The sequence below is a fragment of the Luteococcus struthionis genome, assembly GCF_048595755.1.
Lineage (GTDB): Bacteria > Actinomycetota > Actinomycetes > Propionibacteriales > Propionibacteriaceae > Luteococcus.
Window position 1 is genome coordinate 286395 of the sequence record NZ_CP184360.1, and the last position, 15957, is coordinate 302351.

A 15957-nucleotide genomic window follows, 5' to 3' on the forward strand; every position below is an offset into this window, starting at 1 on the left:
AGCCCCCGCCACGGAGCACTCCACAACAACAGATACAAACCCACATGATCGGACTTCTGCCCAAAGATCCACCCCGAGCATTCCAAAGCCGGTGCCAGTGGGGTAGCTTTTGCGCGCAAGAGCACCAACCATAAGGAACCCTCATGGCCACAGATCAGGCCAGGCAGATCATCGAACAGATCGGTGGGCCTGGGAACATCAAGAGTTTGACGCACTGCGCCACGCGGCTGCGCTTCGAACTCAACGACGCCTCGGTCGTCGACAAGACGAAGCTGGAGCAGATCCCGGGCGTCATGGGGGCGGTCCCCCAGTCCGGTGACCGCTACCAGGTTGTGATGGGCGGCGCCGTCGCCAATGCCTACTCCGACATCATGGCCCTGCCGGAGATGGGCAAGGCCGCAGCCACCACCAAGAGCGCCGAGGACATCAAGGCCGAGGCCCGCGCCGGCGGTGTGCGCGGCAAGCACGCCTGGGTGGACTCCTTCTTCGAATTCCTGTCCGACAGCTTCCGCCCGATCCTGGGCGTGCTGCTGGGCGCCTCGCTGATCATCGCCTTCACCGCGGTGCTGGACGCCCTCAAGCTCGTCGACTTCCGCGCCGACCCCAAGCCCGCCTCGTGGCTCTTCGTCGACGCCATGTGGCGCAGCGTCTTCTTCTTCCTGCCGATCATGGTGGCCTACAACGGCGCCAAGAAGCTCAAGGTTGACCCGTGGATCGGCGGCGCCATCATGCTGGCGCTGATGACCCCCGAGTTCAACAGCCTCAAGGACGCCGCCAACACGGTGTGCACCACCAATGCCACCCTGGGCACCGAGAGCTGCGTCGCGCGGATCTTCGGCCTGCCGCTGCAGCTCAACGAGTACGGCGGTCAGGTCTTCGTGCCGCTGATGATGGTGGCCGTGCTGGCCGTGCTCTACAGGTTCCTGCAGAAGATCTTCCCGCCGAACCTGCAGATGGTCTTCGTGCCCTTCTTCTGCCTGGCGATCATGATCCCGCTGACCGCCTTCCTGATCGGCCCGATCGGTGTCTGGCTGGGTAGCGCCATCGGCGCCGGCCTGGCCTGGATGAACACCAATGCCCCCTTCATCTTCGCGCTGGCGATCCCGATGATCTACCCCTTCCTGGTTCCGCTGGGTCTGCACTGGCCGCTGAACGCCCTGATGCTGATCAACATCCAGGCCCTGGGCTACGACTTCATCCAGGGCCCGATGGGCGCCTGGAACTTCGCCTGCTTCGGCGCCACCGCCGGTGTGCTCGTGCTCGCCATGCGCGACAAGGACATCGTGATGCGCCAGACCGCCTCCGGTGCGCTGGCCGCCGGCCTGCTGGGTGGCATCTCCGAACCGAGCCTCTACGGCATCCACCTGCGCTTCAAGCGCATCTACCCCTCGATGCTGGTGGGCTGCTTCGTCGGTGGTCTGGTCATCGCCCTGGGCGGCCTGCTGGGCATGGCCGACGGCGGCATCAAGACCAAGGCCTTCGTCTTCACCAGCCTGCTGACCATCCCGGTCTTCAACCCGATCCTGCTCTACGTGATCGCCATCGCCGCCGCCTTCTTCACCGCCATGGCCCTGGTGATCGCGCGTGGCTACATGACCAAGGAGGAGCGCGCCGAGGCCCTGGCCACCCGCTCCGCCGCTGCCGACGACCCGCTGGCCGCTGCGGCCGGCGCTCCCGTCGAGGCTGCCCCGGTTGCGGCCGCCCCGGTGGCCGGTGGTGCCGCCGCGGCGGTGGCCGAGAAGCCCGCCAAGGCCGTCAAGCCGGCCATGCAGCCCGATGCGGTCACCGAGGTGGGCGCGCCGCTGGCCGGCCGCGTCATGCCGCTGGCCGAGGTTCCGGATCCGGTCTTCAGCGCCGGCACCGTCGGCCTGGGCGTGGGCATCGATCCCTCCGGTGACACGGTCTACGCGCCGGCCCCCGGCAAGATCGTCGTCGCCCAGAAGACCGGCCACGCCTTCGGCATCCAGCTGGACAGCGGCGTGGAGCTGCTGGTCCACGTCGGCATCGACACCGTGAACCTCGAGGGTCGCGGCTTCGACGTCAAGGTTGCCCGCGGTGATCGTGTGGAGGCCGGCACCCCGCTGGTCACCTTCGACCGCGGCATCATCGAGGAGGCCGGCTACTCGCTGGTCACCCCGGTGCTGGTGACCAATGCCAAGAAGTTCGCCGCCGTCGAGCAGCTGGCCACGGGTGACGTGGAGGTGGGCGACGCGGTGGTCAGCACCACGGGCAAGCCCGCCAAGCCGACTGCCTGAACCACCTTCCCGGCATGAAGGCCGGTGTCCCGATCGGGGCACCGGCCTTCGTCGTGCCGGGGCGTCGTCACAGGTCTGCCCGCAGCAGCCGGAAGGTGCCCAGCGCACCGGGCAGGACCACCCAGACCAGCGCCGAGGTGGCCAGCATCGCCCAGCTGCGCAGGCTGGAATCCATCGTCCAGACCGGTTCGATGTTGATCCAGCCCAGAATCTCGGCCGCCCGCTGCGAGACATTGCCCAGGATGTGGGAGACGGTGGGCCACAGCAGCAGGAAGACCAGTGGAGCGGCAGCATTGCGGGCCAGCAGGCCCCAGGCCAGGCCGGTCATCGTGGTGAAGCAGAGGCTGCCAAGAACGACCGCCAGCCGGGAGGCGTCGAAGTCCAGCAGCGCCCTGGGTGCCCCGAACACAGGCGCGGTCCAGACTGCGAGCAGGCTGATGGCCAGGCCCAGTACCAGGACCAGCACCGCTGCACCCAGCAGTACCAGCGCCTTGGCCGACAGGACGCGAGGACGGTTCGGGTCCAGGGTGAAGGTGTGCACCGCGGTGCGACGGGTGAACTCGGAGCTGATGAGCAGGATCGACAGCACCATCAGCAGCCAGTTGCCCGGCCCCACCGCGGCACCGAGGATCCCGCTTGCCGACGGCTGGGTCTTGGCGATGGCGGCATAACCGATGCCGAAACAGGCCGACAGGGCCAGCAGGCCCGCGATGACGGCCTGGTTGGCCCGGGTGTCGAGCAATTTGTGTGCCTCGACGCGCAGGGCGCTGCCGAAGTTGATGGGACTGGGCTTGCTGGGAGTGGGCTTGCTGGGACGGGCGGCGAGTGGCTGGGTGGCGGACATGGCTTTCCTGTTCGGTTGGTCGGGACGGTCGGATGGTCGCGGGCTGGTCTCAGGCGGCGCGGTCGGTGCCTGCGGTGAGGGCGAAGTACTGCGCCTCGAGGTCTGCACTGGCCGCGACGCGCTGGTCGGCCAGCACTTGTCCGGCGCCGATCATCACGACGCTGTCGGCGATTCGCGCCACCTCGTGCAGCTGGTGGCTGCTGAACAGCACGGCGCAGCCGCGTTCGGCCCGCTGCTGCAAGAGCCCGGCGAGCCAGCGCTGCCCCTGCGGGTCAAGCCCATTGGTGGGTTCGTCGAGCACCAGCACGGCTGGGTCGCCGAGCAGGGCCTGGGCCAATCCCAACCGCTGCCGCATGCCCATCGAGTAGCCACCCACCCGACGTCGGGCCTCGGCGCGGGTCAGCCCCACCTCGGCCAGCACCTGGTGCACCCGTGAGGTGGGGAGCCCCTGGGTGATGGCCGCCAGACGCAGCGTCTCCAGCCCGCTGCGGCCGGGGTGGAAGCTCTCGGCATCCAGCAGCGCTCCCACCACCCGGCCGGGGTTGGGCAGTGCGCCATGGGCCTGGCCGTTGATGGTGGCGCTGCCGGAGTCGGCATGGACCAGACCGGTCAGGATGCGCAGGCAGGTGGACTTGCCGGCACCGTTGGGACCCAGGAAGCCGACGATCTGTCCTGCCGGGACGGTGAAGCTGACGTCGTCCAGGGCCCGGGTGGCACCGAAGTTCTTGTGGAGGTGGCTCATCTCGATCATGGGTCCAGCCCATCCGAGCCATCTGGGCCGTGGCATCGGGCAGCGGGCCACTGCCCCGTGGCCGATGGGCCAGCCGAAACTGGCCCATCGGCCAGGGTGACCTCCCTCGACTGCAGTGCGAGGCTGGGCAGGTGAACATCCCGACCGTCCCGAAGCACCCGTTGAGCGGTGGTGAATGGGTCGTCGCCATCCTCGGCTGGCTCTACTACGCCTCCCCCGCCGTCCTGGTGCTGACCTCTCCGGGGCACGGCCCCACCACCCTCCAGCTGCTGACGATGCTCCTCCCGGGCCTGGTGGCACTGGCCCTGCTGCCGCTGCTGCCCCGCCGTCCCCGGTGGGTCACCGGCGTCATCGCCCTCTGCTGGGCGATCTCCCCACCTGCCTTCGGGCCCGCGCTGGTGGCCCAGCGCCGCTGGGCCGCCTCGGGACAACGTCGCCTCTCGGTCGGGGTCGCCTCCTTGCTGGTGCTGGCCAAGTCTGGCCACCAGCTGGGTCTGCACCTGCTGTCTCCGGGGCGGCTCTCCCCCGCCGTGGTGGAGTGGACGATCTCGATCGTCGGGATCGTGATCGCCACGCTGCTCGGATGGCTGGCGGCCAGCCACGAGGCCGAACGGCAACAGGCCCACCTCGCCCGCCGAGCCCGTGCCGAGGCGTGGGAGGCGCGCGTGGAGCAGGCCCGGCTCGCCGAGCGGGAGCGCATCGCCCGGGAGATGCACGACGTGGTCGCCCACCGCATCTCACTGGTGGCCCTCCACGCGGGGGCGCTGGCCCACGGCATGGCGGCACGCGTCGGCCCCGGGCAGCAGGAGCCCGAGGAATTGGCCATGGTGCGTCTGATCCAGGGCAATGCGCAGGCATCGCTCGACGAACTGCGCGCCATGCTCGGCCGCCTGCGCGGCCCGGACCATCCACCGGAGCCACCGCAGCCCACCCTGGCGGACCTGGACACCCTGGTGGACGATGCCAGGCAGGTCGGCCAGCGCGTCGACCTGGTCGTCGACGGGGATCGCTCCCGCGTTCCGCAGCAGGTCTCGCGCCATGCCTACCGGATGGTCCAGGAGGCCCTCACCAATGCCCGCAAGCACGCCCCCGGTGCCCCGGTGCAGACCACCGTCGCCATCGCTGCCGACGGCGGGGTCGACCTGCGGGTGAGCAACCCCCTGGCACCGCTGGGCGCGCCCGAGGCCTCCGGCGCCGGGCTCGGCCTGGTGGGCATCGCCGAACGCGTCGAGCAGTTGGACGGCACCCTCTGGCATGGTGTGCGTGACGGGCACTTCGTCCTGGAGGCGAAGCTGCCGACGCGGGGAGGAGCACGATGATCACGCTGGCCCTGGTCGACGACGACCCGATGGTGCGTACCGGGCTGTCCTACATTCTCAAGTTGGAACAGGACCTGCAGGTCTGCTGGCAGGCCGGTGATGGCGCCGAGGCGCTACGGCTCGTGACAGAAAGCCCCGTCGACGTGATGCTGCTCGACATCCGCATGCCCGGGATGGATGGCCTGGCCACCCTCGAGGCCCTGGGCACTGCGCCGATGCGACCCCGGGTGATCGTGCTGACCACCTTCAACACCGACGACTACGTGGTGCGTGCGCTGCGGCTGGGTGCCGACGGTTTCCTGCTCAAGGACGCAGAGCCGGCCCGCATGGTGGAGGCCATCCGCCGGGTGCACGCCGGGGAGACGATGCTGTCCCCGTCGGTGACCCGCACGTTGATCGACGTGGCCACCGAACGCCCGTCGGCCCTCCCGGCGGCGCAGCAGGCGGTGGCCCGGCTCACCAACCGGGAGCGCGAGGTGATGGTGCTGGTGGCGCAGGGACTGACCAATGCACAGATCGCCAGCCGGCTGCACCTCAGCCTGGCCTCGGTCAAGGCCCACCTGACGGGCGCCTTCACCAAGCTGGGCGTGGACAACCGGGTCTCGGCGGCAATGGCCGTCCGCGACGCGGGCCTGTGACCCGACACTGTCAAACACCCTTGACACCCATGGAGCTGTCAAGGATGCTTGTCATGTCAAGGACCTTTTACACCAGACAGGAGTCCCGCCATGGGCCAGAACCAGACCCCCGCACAGAAGCAGCAGGCCACCGCCATGGCCCCGATCATGATGGGACTGCTGCTCGGCGGCACCTCCGGCGCCGTCGACGCCCAGCCCTGGCAGCGGATCATGCAGGTCGCCGCCATCCTGCTGTGCGTCGTCGGGGTCTACCTGCTCAGCAAGACCATGAAGAAGCAGTGACCACCTCGCCCGGAAACCACCCATGCTGAACGACGTGCGCACGCTGCGCGAGGCGCTCGGGTTGTCCCAGGGTGCCTTGGGAGAGCGCCTCGGCGTCTCACGGCAGACCATCAACTCCATCGAGACGGGCAAGTACGACCCGTCGCTCCCCCTGGCCATCCACCTGGCGCGCCTGTTCGGCCGCCCCGTCGAGGAGATCTTCCATGTCGACGAGAAGTGACAGCACCCTTCACCGACGGGCGACCGCCCCCTTTGCCTTCGTCGTCGTCCTCACCATCTTCGCAGCGTTGTACCCTCGGGAACCGTCGACGGCCTGGGGCGCCCTGTGTGGCGGCAGTCTGGTGATTGGCGCCCTTCTCATCGCCCAGCGGACCCGGGGCGGTAGCAACAGTGCCTTCGTCCGCGGGGCCAAGGGCCAGGCCGACGAGCGGGACACGCAGATCCTGACGAAGGCGGGGGCCTGCGTGGGGCTGGCCTCCCCGCTGGCCTGCTGCGCGGCGATGGTGGCCGTCGTCTGGGGCGTCGCCCCCTTGACCGCGCTGGGCGGGGTCGCATGGCTGCAGCTGATTGTCTTCGTCGCCTCCCACTGGTGGCTGCAGCGCCACGGATGAGGGGTGCACCCGTCAGGGACGACCGGCGAGGAACTCCTCCGCGGTGACCAGCTGCAGCCCGGCGGGTGCGACGAAACTCGCATCGTGGGTGACCAGCTCGTCGAAACCGGCAGCTCGGGCGGTCGCCGCCAGCACCGCATCACGACCCCCGACGCCCGCGGACTCCACCACGTCAATGGCGCCCCTGGCCACCTGCTCGTCGAAGGGATGGACGACGACGATGTTCAGCAACCAGCGCCTGGAGGACCGAGGTGTCGACGAAGGCAGAGATCACGAGAAGCGCTCCGCCAGCTCGGACTCCATGGCTGGAGCCGTCGCTCAAGTACCGCCATGCACATACATTGGCATGCACATGTCTGCGATCCCCTCGACGGCTCAGACGGGCAGCCGCCGCCACAGGGCCTGCGGCACCAGACCGGCCAGCGCCATCCCCGGCCCGAAGAGCCGGGGCACGTGCACCACGTCCTTGCCCTGCGCGAGGGCCCGGACCGTCGCCCGGGCCACCTCGTCGGCCTCGACGGTGAAGGCGACGGGCTGGTTGCCGGCGATCATCCCCGTCGCGACGGCCCCGGGCCGGACCACCAGGACCCGCACCCCCGTTCCCCGCAGCGCGACGCCCAGGTTCAGGTAGAAGGCGTCCATCGCGGCCTTGCTCGCGCCGTAGACGAAATTGGACCGCCGCACCCGCACGCCCGCGACGGAGCTGAGGGCCACGATCGCCCCGCTCCCCTGCCGGCGCATCGCATTGCCCAGTGCGACGCCGAGCCCCGCGGCAGCAGTGGCATTCACCGTCATCAAGCGCTGCGCGGCCGCCACGTCGGTCCATGCCCGTTCCTGGTCACCGAGCACGCCGAAGGCCACCACCGCGTGGCTCACCCGGTGCTCCGCGAAGATCCTGCCCACCAGCGCCTCGTGCTCGTCCAGGGCGGTGGCGTCGAAGTCGATCGCCCTCACGTGGCCCGCCCCCGCGGCGCGCAACCGCTCGGCCAGCACTGAATCGTCCGCCAGCACTGGATCGTCCGCGGCAGCCTCCGGACGAGGGCGCCGGGCCAGCAGCACGTCGCTGCCGGGATGCTCGCGCAACAAGGCCTCCACGATGGCCAGCCCGATCCCGGACCGGCCGCCCAACAGCAACAGTGCGCTCATCGATCTCCTCCCCAGAAGTACTTCTCCACCACCTGGCTGGCGTGCCGGGCGGTGCGCAGCCAGTCGTCGACCAGCTGTGAGGCCTGCCCGCGTTCGTGGCCCAGCATGGTGGCGATGGCGTCCACCTCACGACTGTCACCGGGGATCACGTCGCTGGGGCGGGTCCGCACCAGCATGATCTTGTTGCGCAGCCGGCTGGCCAGCCGCCACGCGTCCTCCAGCGAGCGGGCATCCTCGGCGTCGACCAGCCCGGCGACCACGGCCGAGTCCAGCGCCTGCAGGGTGGACGGGGTGCGCAGCGTCGGCACCTGATGGGCGTGCTGCAATTGCAGCACCTGGACGGTCCACTCCACGTCGGACAGACCGCCGGGCCCCAGCTTGGTGTTGCGCCGCGGGTCACTGCCGCGCGGCATCCGTTCGGTCTCCATCCGGGCCTTGAGCCGACGGATCTCCTGCAGCTGGCCGCGCTCGAGCCCGCCCTGGGGCCAGCGCAGCGGATCGATCATCTCCAGCAACTGGCCCGTCAGTTCACGCGACCCGGCACCGTGCGCGGCCCGCACCAGCGCCTGCGCCTCCCAGGTGACCGACCAGCGTTGGTAGTAGGCGCGGTAGCTCGACAGGCTGCGCACCATCGGGCCGTTCTTGCCCTCCGGCCGCAGGTCGGGGTCGATCTCGAGGGCCGGATCGGGGCCACGCGCCGAGAGCAGCTTGCGCACCGTGGTCACCAGCGAGGTGGCCTTCCTGACCGCGTCGGGGTCGTCGCTGTCGGCCATCACGAACATGGCGTCACAGTCGCTGCCCAGCCCCATCTCTCGGCCGCCCCATCGGCCCAGCGCCACCACGCCGATCTCGGGGGCCTCCGGAACCGCTCGGCGGGCCACCGCCAGCGCGGCGTCGATGGTGGCCCCGGCCAGGTCGGACAGTCCGGCACCCAATTCCTCCAGCTCCACCGCGTCGAGGATCTCGCCGGCCACCAGCCGGAAGAGTTCCGCTCGTCGGATGCCGCGCACCGCGGCGATCGCCTCGGCAGCATCGTCGTCGTGGCGCTTGACGGCACTGAGCATCGAGGCCAGCACCTCGTCGCGTCCCCTGGGCCTGAGGTTGGCATCGCTGGACAACAGCCGCACCGTGTCCGGGGCCCGCTTGAGCAGGTCGACCGCGAACCGACTCGACGACAGCAGCCGGGCCAGCCGTTCGGCCATCTCCCCCTCGTCGCGCAGCGCCCTCAGGTACCAGGGGCTGGTGCCCAGCGCCTCGGAGACCTGGCGGAAGCTGAGCAGGCCGTGGTCCGGGTTGGGCCCCTCGGCGAACCAGGCGAGCATCGCCGGCATCAGTTGCCGTTGGATCTCCACCGAGCGGGTCGAGCCGGTGGTGAGCGCCTCGATGTGGCGCAGGGCCGCGCCCGGATCGCTGAAGCCCAGCACCCGCATCCGGTCGCGGGCCTGTTCCGGGGTGAGTTTCAGCTCGTCGGTCTGCAGGCTGCTGACCGCCGCCAGCAGCGGTGAGTAGAAGACCCGCTGGTGCAGTCGCAGCACGCGGCGCGAGGTGGCGCGCCAGGTCTTGAGCAGCTCCTCGGCCCCGCCAGCCATCCGCATCGCGCGGCTGATCACCCGCAGCTCACGCTCGTCGTCGGGCAGCAGGTGGGTGCGACGCAGCTTGTAGAGCTGGATGCGATGCTCCAGGGCACGCTGGAAACGGTAGGAGGCGTCCAGCTCGGCACCGTCGGCGCGGCCGATGTAGCCGTGTGCCACCAGGGCGGCCAGCCCGGGCAGGGTGGCTCGCACGTGCAGCCGATCGTCGGCGCGGCCGTGCACCAGCTGCAGCAACTGCACGGAGAATTCCACGTCGCGCAGCCCACCGGCGCCCAGCTTGATCTCGCGATCGGCCTGGTTGGCGGGCAACAGGCTGATCACCCGTTGCCGCATCGCCTGGGTCTCGGCCAGGAAGTGCTCGCGCTCGGCCGCGCGCCACACCAGCGGGGCCACCAGATCGACGAAGGACTGGGCCACCTGCCGGTCACCGGCCATGGCGCGGGCCTTCAGCATGGCCTGGAATTCCCAGTTCTTGGCCCATTTGCCGTAGTAGGCCTCCATGCTGGCCAGGCTGCGCACCAGGGGCCCCGACTTGCCGTCGGGGCGCAGGTTGGCATCCACCTGCCAGATGGATCCCGCCGCGGAATGGGCCGAACAGATCTGCGCCACCTTGGCCGCCAGTCGGGTGGCAATCTCCACCGCCCGCGCCGAACTGGTCTGCTCGTCGGCGGGTTCGGCCACGTGGATCACGTCGACGTCGCTGATGTAGTTCAGCTCCTGCGCCCCGCACTTGCCCATGGCGACGATGCCCAGCCGGGCGTGCTCATGGCCCGGCACCTGGCTGCGCGCAATCGCCAGGGCCCCGTCCACCAGCGCATCGGCCAGGTCGGCAAGCTCGGCCGCCACGTCGTCGACGATGGCCAGCGGGTCGGGCGCCGTCAGGTCACGGGCGGCGATGCGCACCAGGTGGTCCCGATTGGCGACGCGCAGCTGGTCGGCGGCCCGTGCCCCCTCGGCCACGGGCAGGTCGGCGGCCGGATCGGCACCGATGGCCTCCATCACCTGGCGACGGATCTGCTCGGCGTCGTGACGGGAGGGCGGGGCCAGCAGCAGTTCCAACGCCTCGGGGCGGTTCACCAGGTGCTGGTTGAGGGCCTGGGAACCGCCCAGCACCGCCAGCAGCCGCAGGCTGGCCTCATCGTCCTCCAGCACCCGTGCGAGCAGCCCCTGGTGCTCCTGCGACTCGTCCAAGCGATCCAGGCCGCGCAGCGCAAGATCGGGATCGGGGGCGTGTTCGAAGCGCCGCAGCCAGCCGACCAGCTCCTCGCTGGTCTGCCCCAGCCGCGAGCCGCACCGGCCGCGTTCGACGATGGCCGCCAAGGACTCCTGCGCGCGGGCAATGTCGAGAAAACCGCGGCGGGCCAGCTGCCCGGGTGTGGTGGAGATCCGCATCTGTTCCTCCTGCTCTGCATCCCAGTTTTTCAGCTCCACGCCACGAATGTGAGTTTGATGAGGCAAGATGAGGATTTCTCATTCGTCTACCGGTCATGTCGGGGTCACCGTCCGGAAACCCCCGTGACAAAAGATTGGAGCATGAGCATCATGGCGGCACGCAGCGATCGGACCCTGCGCACCTCGTGCGAGGTCCTGATCGGGCAGTGCCGTGCGCTCAGCCAGGAAGACCTCCCGCTGCACCCGCTGGCGCGGGCCCGGATGATCGTGCTGCTCGACGACCTGATGGTCGCCCTGCAGGACCCGACCACGGCACGCCAGCAGAGTTGGGGGCAGTACCTGGAGCACCGGGCCCTGCCCGACACCAGCGACCACGGCCTGGAGGCGCTCAGCCTCGAGCTGGCCGAGAACACCCCACCGCCGACGCTGCAGCGGCTGTGCTCCACCCGGACCGCGATGCTGCAGGCGGTGCTGGACGGTCCGCTGCCGGTGGCCGTCCACAATCGCTATGGCGACACCGCAGTGGTCGACTACCTGCGTGCCACCCTGCTGGAACTCGCGGTGATCGCGGATGCCTCCGGACGCGGCGCCCTGCAGCCCGCCGCGCTGCGGATGTGCGTCCGGCTGCTCTCCCAGGCCTTGTCCGAGCGGTACCCGGGGCAGACCATCGAGGTGCGCATCCCACCCGCCAGTGCCGTGCAGGTGGGCGCCTTCGGGCAGGGACCGCGCCACACCCGCGGCACGCCGCCCAATGTGGTGGAGACCGACGAACTCACCTGGCTGCGGCTGGGCACCGGGCTGATGACCCTGGACCAGGCGCTCGACCAGGCCCGCGCCACCGCCTCCGGCACCCACTTCCGCGCGCTCGAGCGAATGCTGCCGGTGATCCAGCTGGCGCCTCAGTCCTCGTCGTAGTCGAGGCGCTTGACGCCCACCCCACCCATGATGGCCACCCCGGTGATCGTGACCAGCGGGGCATCCGGCGGCAGCGTCGCGGGGTTCACCGAACCCTCCGCCCCGAAGCCGCCCATCAGCGGCAGCCCGTGCACCCTGACGCGCACGTGAGGCGGCACGATGACCTCGACGCCACCCATGATCGCCACCGCCGTGATCGTGGTCTCCGGTTCGGTGAAGCTGGCCTCGCGCAGGTCGAGACCGACCCCGCCCATGATCGCCACCGCCACATGGTTTCCGGCGGCCGTCCAGTCCCCCGAACGGTCGGTGCCCGACATCAGGGCGACCGTCAGCGGCACCCCGGCCGAGCCGTCGGTGCGGATCACCTGCGGCAGCGTCGAGGTGGTGGGCGCCAGGGCCTGACCGGAAGGGGGCATCGCCGCCACGGGAAGGTCGCGCAAGACCTGCTCCAGATCGACGGTGGTGGTGGCGGCCCACGCCTGGTCGGTACGTTCGCTGAACTCGTCCAGGCTCAGCATGCCCAGCTCGTAGCCCTGCGAGAGCCTGTCGACGGCCTGCTGACGCTGCGCGTCCCCCACTCGCAGCGGACGTTCGGGCAGCTTCTCGCTCATGGCAGCAGCCTAGGCCCCCGGGTGGTCCAGAGGCGCTGGTTCACAGGCGGTGATTCAGAGGCGGTGGTTCAGAGGCGGGGCAACATCGTCTGCAGTTCGTAGGCGGTCACCTGCCGGTGGTAGGCGTCGAACTCGGCGCGCTTGTTGCGCAGGAAGTAGTCGTAGACGTGCTCGCCCAGCGTCTGGGCCACCAGCTCCGAGTTCTCCATCTCACGGATCGCGTCGTCCAGGTTTCGCGGCAGCGGCGTGATGCCCAGGGCCCGGCGCTCCCGATCGGTCAGGGCGTCGACGTCCGCGCTGACCTCCTCGGGCAGCTCCATCTCGTTCTCGATGCCCGACAGGCCGGCGGCCAACGCCAGCGCATGGGTGAGGTAGGGATTGGTCGCCGAGTCGGGCGAGCGCAGCTCGATGCGGGCGCTGGAGGCCTTGTCCGGCTTGAACATCGGGATGCGCACCAGGGCGGTGGAGTTGTTGCGCCCCCAGGAGACATAGGAGGGCGCCTCGCCGCCTCCGGCGAGGCGCTTGTAGGAGTTCACCCACTGGTTGGTCACCGCGGTGATCTCGGGGGCGTGGTGCAGCAGACCGGCGACGAACTGCTTGCCGATGCGCGAGAGCCGGTAGGCGTCGGAGGCGTCGTAGAAGGCATTGGTGTCACCCTCGAACAGGCTCATGTGGGTGTGCATGCCCGAGCCCGGGTGGTTGGTGAAGGGCTTGGGCATGAAGCTGGCCTCGATGCCCTGGTTCACCGCCACCTCCTTCATCACGACGCGGAAGGTCATGATGTTGTCCGCCATGGTCAGGGCGTCGGCATAGCGCAGGTCGATCTCGTGCTGTCCCGGCGCGCCCTCGTGGTGGCTGAACTCGACGCTGATCCCCATCTGTTCGAGCATCTGGATCGCGTCGCGGCGGAAGTCGGTGCCGTCCCCCAGCGTGGTGTGGTCGAAGTAGCCGCCCTGGTCGAGCGGGGTGGGCTCCACGCCCGGCACCACCGGGGACTTGAACAGGAAGAACTCGATCTCGGGGTGGATGTAGAAGGTGAAGCCCATCTCCGAGGCCTTGTCGAGGGCTCGCTTCAGCACATGCCGGGGATCGGCGAAGCTGGGCGAACCGTCGGGCAGCTGGATGTCGCAGAACATCCGCGCGGTGTTGGTCTGGGTGCGCCAGGGCAGCAGCTGGAAGGTGGCCGGATCGGGGTGGGCCACCATGTCCGACTCGTAGATGCGCGCATAGCCCTCGATCGCCGAACCGTCGAAGCCGATCCCCTCGGCGAAGGCCCCTTCGAGCTCGGCCGGGGCGATGGCCACCGACTTGAGCGAGCCCAAGACATCGGTGAACCACAGTCGCACGAAGCGGACGTCGCGTTCCTCCATCGTGCGCAGTACGAACTCTGTCTGCCTGTCCATGGCCCCAGTCTGCCAATTGTCGTGTTTCAGCGGGGTTACGGTTTGGCCTTGGGGCTGCCCGTGCGCGGCCACCTAGGATTGGGGACATGTCCATGCCAGGTTGGTACCCCGATCCCGCCGGAAATCCCGGTCATTTCCGCTACTGGGACGGCACTTCGTGGTCTGCGCAGACCACCACCGACCCGGCTGGCTCCGCCGCCCCCCAGCAGCCGCAGGGCTTCTCGTCGGCTCCCGGGGCAGCACCGCAGCAGCAGTCCAATCGTGGGTTGATCGCGGCCATCGCGGCGATCCTCGCGCTGAGCCTGCTGGTGTGGGCGCTGTTCTTCCGCAATGACGACGGCTTCCAGGCCGTCCCGGAGGACACGAACAGTTCCTCGCCGCAGGGGCCGGTCTGGGACGAGACCTCCCCGCCCACCCCGGAACCCTCCGGCATCAGCGAACCAGCCCCCACCGGCGGTGCGATGGTGGACTGCCCCACCACGGGCGGCAGCGTGGTGCCGATCAGCGGCGACCAGCTGCACGGCGGTGGCCTGGTGATCCCCCGCCAGGGCGACTGGGACGAGGCGACCGGGGCGGTCTTCCTGCTGCCCTGGACCCAGGACATGCAGGCCCAGACCAAGACGATCTACTCCTCGCCGCTGGGCACCCGCTGGTTCTCGGTGCAGGCGGTGGGGGCGGTGTCGAAGGCCGACGGGTTCGAGGAGCCGCGCAACAGCGCCCGGATGATGATGAGCTGTTTCGCCACCTCGGGCTACTACTCGGGCTTCACCGGCCGCAAGGACCTCCAGAGCGAGGCCGTCGACATCAACGGCAAGCAGGGCTGGCGGCTGCGCAGCGAGGTCTACGTCGACATGGAGGACCTGCCGCAGGTGGACGGCGACGTGATCGACGTGATCGTCGTCGACACCGGCGACCCCGAATCACTGGGGGTCTTCGTCAGCTCGGCCACCATCGGTGACGGCGAGACGCTGAGCCAGATCGAGGACTCGATCAGCCGGATGACCACCGGCTGACCGAGCTGGCCCGACCAGCAACTGACCCGCCCAGCAGCTGGTTCAGTCCTCGATCGGGCTGCCGTCGAAGCGGAAGCGCGGCTCGTCGTCCTCGTCCTTGCCCTCGTCGTCCTCGTCGGGATCGTTGAAGCGAGGATCGGTGACCCACTGCTCATTGCGTTCCTGCACGTGGTCGAGTGCCTTGGCAGCCTCCTCGCGCGTCGGGTAGGGGCCCAGCCGGTCCTCCGCCTTGGCCTCGCCCTCACCGACGACGCGGTGCTCCTTGAGCGACCAGTACCACTGCTCCTGTTCGGGCATCCTTGCCTCCTGACTAGACTGCTTCGAGTGACTGCAATCAAGCCCCATCCCGTCAGCCCGCGCCGTGCCGTTCCGTCATCGATTCCGCGTCCTGAGTACGTGGACAGGCCTGCTCCCCAACCGTACATGGGCAGCAATGTGCAGTCGGCCGAAGTGATCGAGAAGATGCGCGAGGCCGGTGCGATCGCCCATGGGGCCATGCACGAGGCCGGCAAGGCCGTCGCCCCCGGGGTCACCACCGACGAACTGGATCGCATCGCGCACGAGTACATGCTCGACCACGGGGCCTACCCGTCGACGCTGGGCTACCGCGGCTTCTCCAAGAGCTGCTGCACCAGCGTCAACGAGGTGATCTGCCACGGCATCCCCGACGCCCGCCCGCTGGAGGACGGTGACATCGTCAAGATCGACGTCACCGCCTACAAGAACGGCGTGCACGGCGACAACTGCTACACCTTCCTGTGCGGCGACGTCGACGAGGAGTCCCGGCTGCTGGTCGAGCGCACCCAGGAGGCGATGAACCGCGCCATCAAGATGGTGCGCCCCGGCCGCCCCATCAACGTCATCGGCCGCGTGATCGAGAGCTATGCCAAGCGCTTCGGCTATGGCGTGGTGCGCGACTACACCGGTCACGGCGTCCACACCGCCTTCCACTCCGGCCTGGTGATCCTGCACTACGACGAACCGCGCCTGGACACGCCGATGGAGGTGGGCATGACCTTCACCATCGAGCCGATGCTGTGCCTGGGCGACTACCGCAGTCACCAGTGGGACGACGGCTGGACCGTGGTCACCAATGACGGCTCCCGCGTGGCACAGTTCGAGCAGACCATCGTCGTGACGCCCGACGGCGCCGACATCATCACTCGCATGGACTGAGCCACGGAT

17 protein-coding genes are annotated in these 15957 nt (G+C 69.3%); 9 read left to right on the forward strand and 8 right to left on the reverse strand.

The annotated features are described in order from the left end of the window. Positions 1-143: 143 nt before the first annotated feature. Complete coding sequence (locus ACOAMO_RS01345; protein ID WP_420175802.1) at positions 144-2255, forward strand: glucose PTS transporter subunit IIA; 2112 nt, start codon at positions 144-146, stop codon at positions 2253-2255. A gap of 67 nt (positions 2256-2322) precedes the next feature. Here the strand turns inward: ACOAMO_RS01345 and ACOAMO_RS01350 are convergent, their stop codons facing one another. Next, a complete protein-coding gene (locus tag ACOAMO_RS01350; RefSeq protein ID WP_420175803.1) occupies positions 2323-3099 on the reverse strand; it encodes a hypothetical protein in 777 nt (258 codons plus the stop codon). 49 nt (positions 3100-3148) lie between these two features. Continuing rightward, the gene (locus ACOAMO_RS01355) at positions 3149-3850 is read right to left on the reverse strand and encodes an ABC transporter ATP-binding protein (protein WP_420175804.1); all 702 of its coding nucleotides are present in this window, start codon (positions 3848-3850) and stop codon (positions 3149-3151) included. A 131-nt stretch (positions 3851-3981) separates the two neighbouring features. On the opposite strand from ACOAMO_RS01355, the gene ACOAMO_RS01360 reads away from it, so the two are divergent. The 5 genes from ACOAMO_RS01360 (at position 3982) to ACOAMO_RS01380 (ending at position 6700) form a co-directional block, all read left to right on the forward strand. After that, positions 3982-5169 (forward strand): sensor histidine kinase, encoded by a 1188-nt coding sequence (locus ACOAMO_RS01360; protein ID WP_420175805.1) that lies wholly within the window; start codon positions 3982-3984, stop codon positions 5167-5169. Continuing rightward, positions 5166-5807: a response regulator gene (locus ACOAMO_RS01365; RefSeq protein WP_420175806.1), complete on the forward strand. Its 642-nt coding sequence runs from the start codon at positions 5166-5168 to the stop codon at positions 5805-5807. The genes ACOAMO_RS01360 and ACOAMO_RS01365 overlap by 4 nt, the downstream gene beginning before the upstream one ends. A gap of 90 nt (positions 5808-5897) precedes the next feature. After that, complete coding sequence (locus ACOAMO_RS01370) at positions 5898-6089, forward strand: hypothetical protein (RefSeq protein WP_420175807.1); 192 nt, start codon at positions 5898-5900, stop codon at positions 6087-6089. 22 nt (positions 6090-6111) lie between these two features. After that, entirely contained in the window at positions 6112-6309 is a 198-nt protein-coding gene (locus ACOAMO_RS01375) for a helix-turn-helix transcriptional regulator (protein ID WP_420175808.1), read from the forward strand. Continuing rightward, entirely contained in the window at positions 6293-6700 is a 408-nt protein-coding gene (locus ACOAMO_RS01380) for a hypothetical protein (RefSeq protein ID WP_420175809.1), read from the forward strand. Before ACOAMO_RS01375 ends, ACOAMO_RS01380 begins: the two co-directional genes overlap by 17 nt. 12 nt (positions 6701-6712) lie before the next feature. On the opposite strand, the gene ACOAMO_RS01385 is transcribed toward ACOAMO_RS01380, so the two are convergent. From ACOAMO_RS01385 to ACOAMO_RS01395, 3 genes are all read right to left on the reverse strand, one after another. After that, the gene (locus tag ACOAMO_RS01385; protein ID WP_420175810.1) at positions 6713-6931 is read right to left on the reverse strand and encodes a PIN domain-containing protein; all 219 of its coding nucleotides are present in this window, start codon (positions 6929-6931) and stop codon (positions 6713-6715) included. Between the two features lie 144 nt (positions 6932-7075). Further along, entirely contained in the window at positions 7076-7846 is a 771-nt protein-coding gene (locus tag ACOAMO_RS01390) for a decaprenylphospho-beta-D-erythro-pentofuranosid-2-ulose 2-reductase (protein ID WP_420175811.1), read from the reverse strand. After that, positions 7843-10830 carry a bifunctional [glutamine synthetase] adenylyltransferase/[glutamine synthetase]-adenylyl-L-tyrosine phosphorylase gene (locus tag ACOAMO_RS01395; RefSeq protein ID WP_420176946.1) on the reverse strand — a complete coding sequence of 996 codons (2988 nt, stop codon included), beginning with the start codon at positions 10828-10830 and terminating at the stop codon, positions 7843-7845. Before ACOAMO_RS01395 ends, ACOAMO_RS01390 begins: the two co-directional genes overlap by 4 nt. Before the next feature lie 141 nt (positions 10831-10971). Here ACOAMO_RS01395 and ACOAMO_RS01400 point away from each other — a divergent pair, with 141 nt between their 5' ends. Then, positions 10972-11745 (forward strand): sterol carrier family protein, encoded by a 774-nt coding sequence (locus ACOAMO_RS01400; RefSeq protein ID WP_420175812.1) that lies wholly within the window; start codon positions 10972-10974, stop codon positions 11743-11745. Here the strand turns inward: ACOAMO_RS01400 and ACOAMO_RS01405 are convergent. Further along, positions 11730-12356, reverse strand: a complete 627-nt coding sequence (locus ACOAMO_RS01405; protein ID WP_420175813.1) for a DUF1707 SHOCT-like domain-containing protein — start codon at positions 12354-12356, stop codon at positions 11730-11732. The two genes, ACOAMO_RS01400 and ACOAMO_RS01405, sit on opposite strands and share 16 nt — an antisense overlap. Positions 12357-12424: 68 nt before the next feature. After that, entirely contained in the window at positions 12425-13726 is a 1302-nt protein-coding gene (glnA, locus tag ACOAMO_RS01410; protein ID WP_420176947.1) for a type I glutamate--ammonia ligase, read from the reverse strand. Positions 13727-13845: 119 nt separating this feature from the next. Here glnA and ACOAMO_RS01415 point away from each other — a divergent pair, with 119 nt between their 5' ends. Continuing rightward, positions 13846-14772 carry a DUF2510 domain-containing protein gene (locus ACOAMO_RS01415; RefSeq protein ID WP_420175814.1) on the forward strand — a complete coding sequence of 309 codons (927 nt, stop codon included), beginning with the start codon at positions 13846-13848 and terminating at the stop codon, positions 14770-14772. Between the two features lie 42 nt (positions 14773-14814). Here ACOAMO_RS01415 and ACOAMO_RS01420 read toward each other — a convergent pair whose 3' ends face one another. Next, positions 14815-15069 (reverse strand): hypothetical protein, encoded by a 255-nt coding sequence (locus ACOAMO_RS01420; RefSeq protein WP_420175815.1) that lies wholly within the window; start codon positions 15067-15069, stop codon positions 14815-14817. Between the two features lie 27 nt (positions 15070-15096). Here ACOAMO_RS01420 and map point away from each other — a divergent pair, with 27 nt between their 5' ends. Continuing rightward, positions 15097-15948: a type I methionyl aminopeptidase gene (map, locus tag ACOAMO_RS01425; protein ID WP_420175816.1), complete on the forward strand. Its 852-nt coding sequence runs from the start codon at positions 15097-15099 to the stop codon at positions 15946-15948. Positions 15949-15957: the final 9 nt, after the last annotated feature.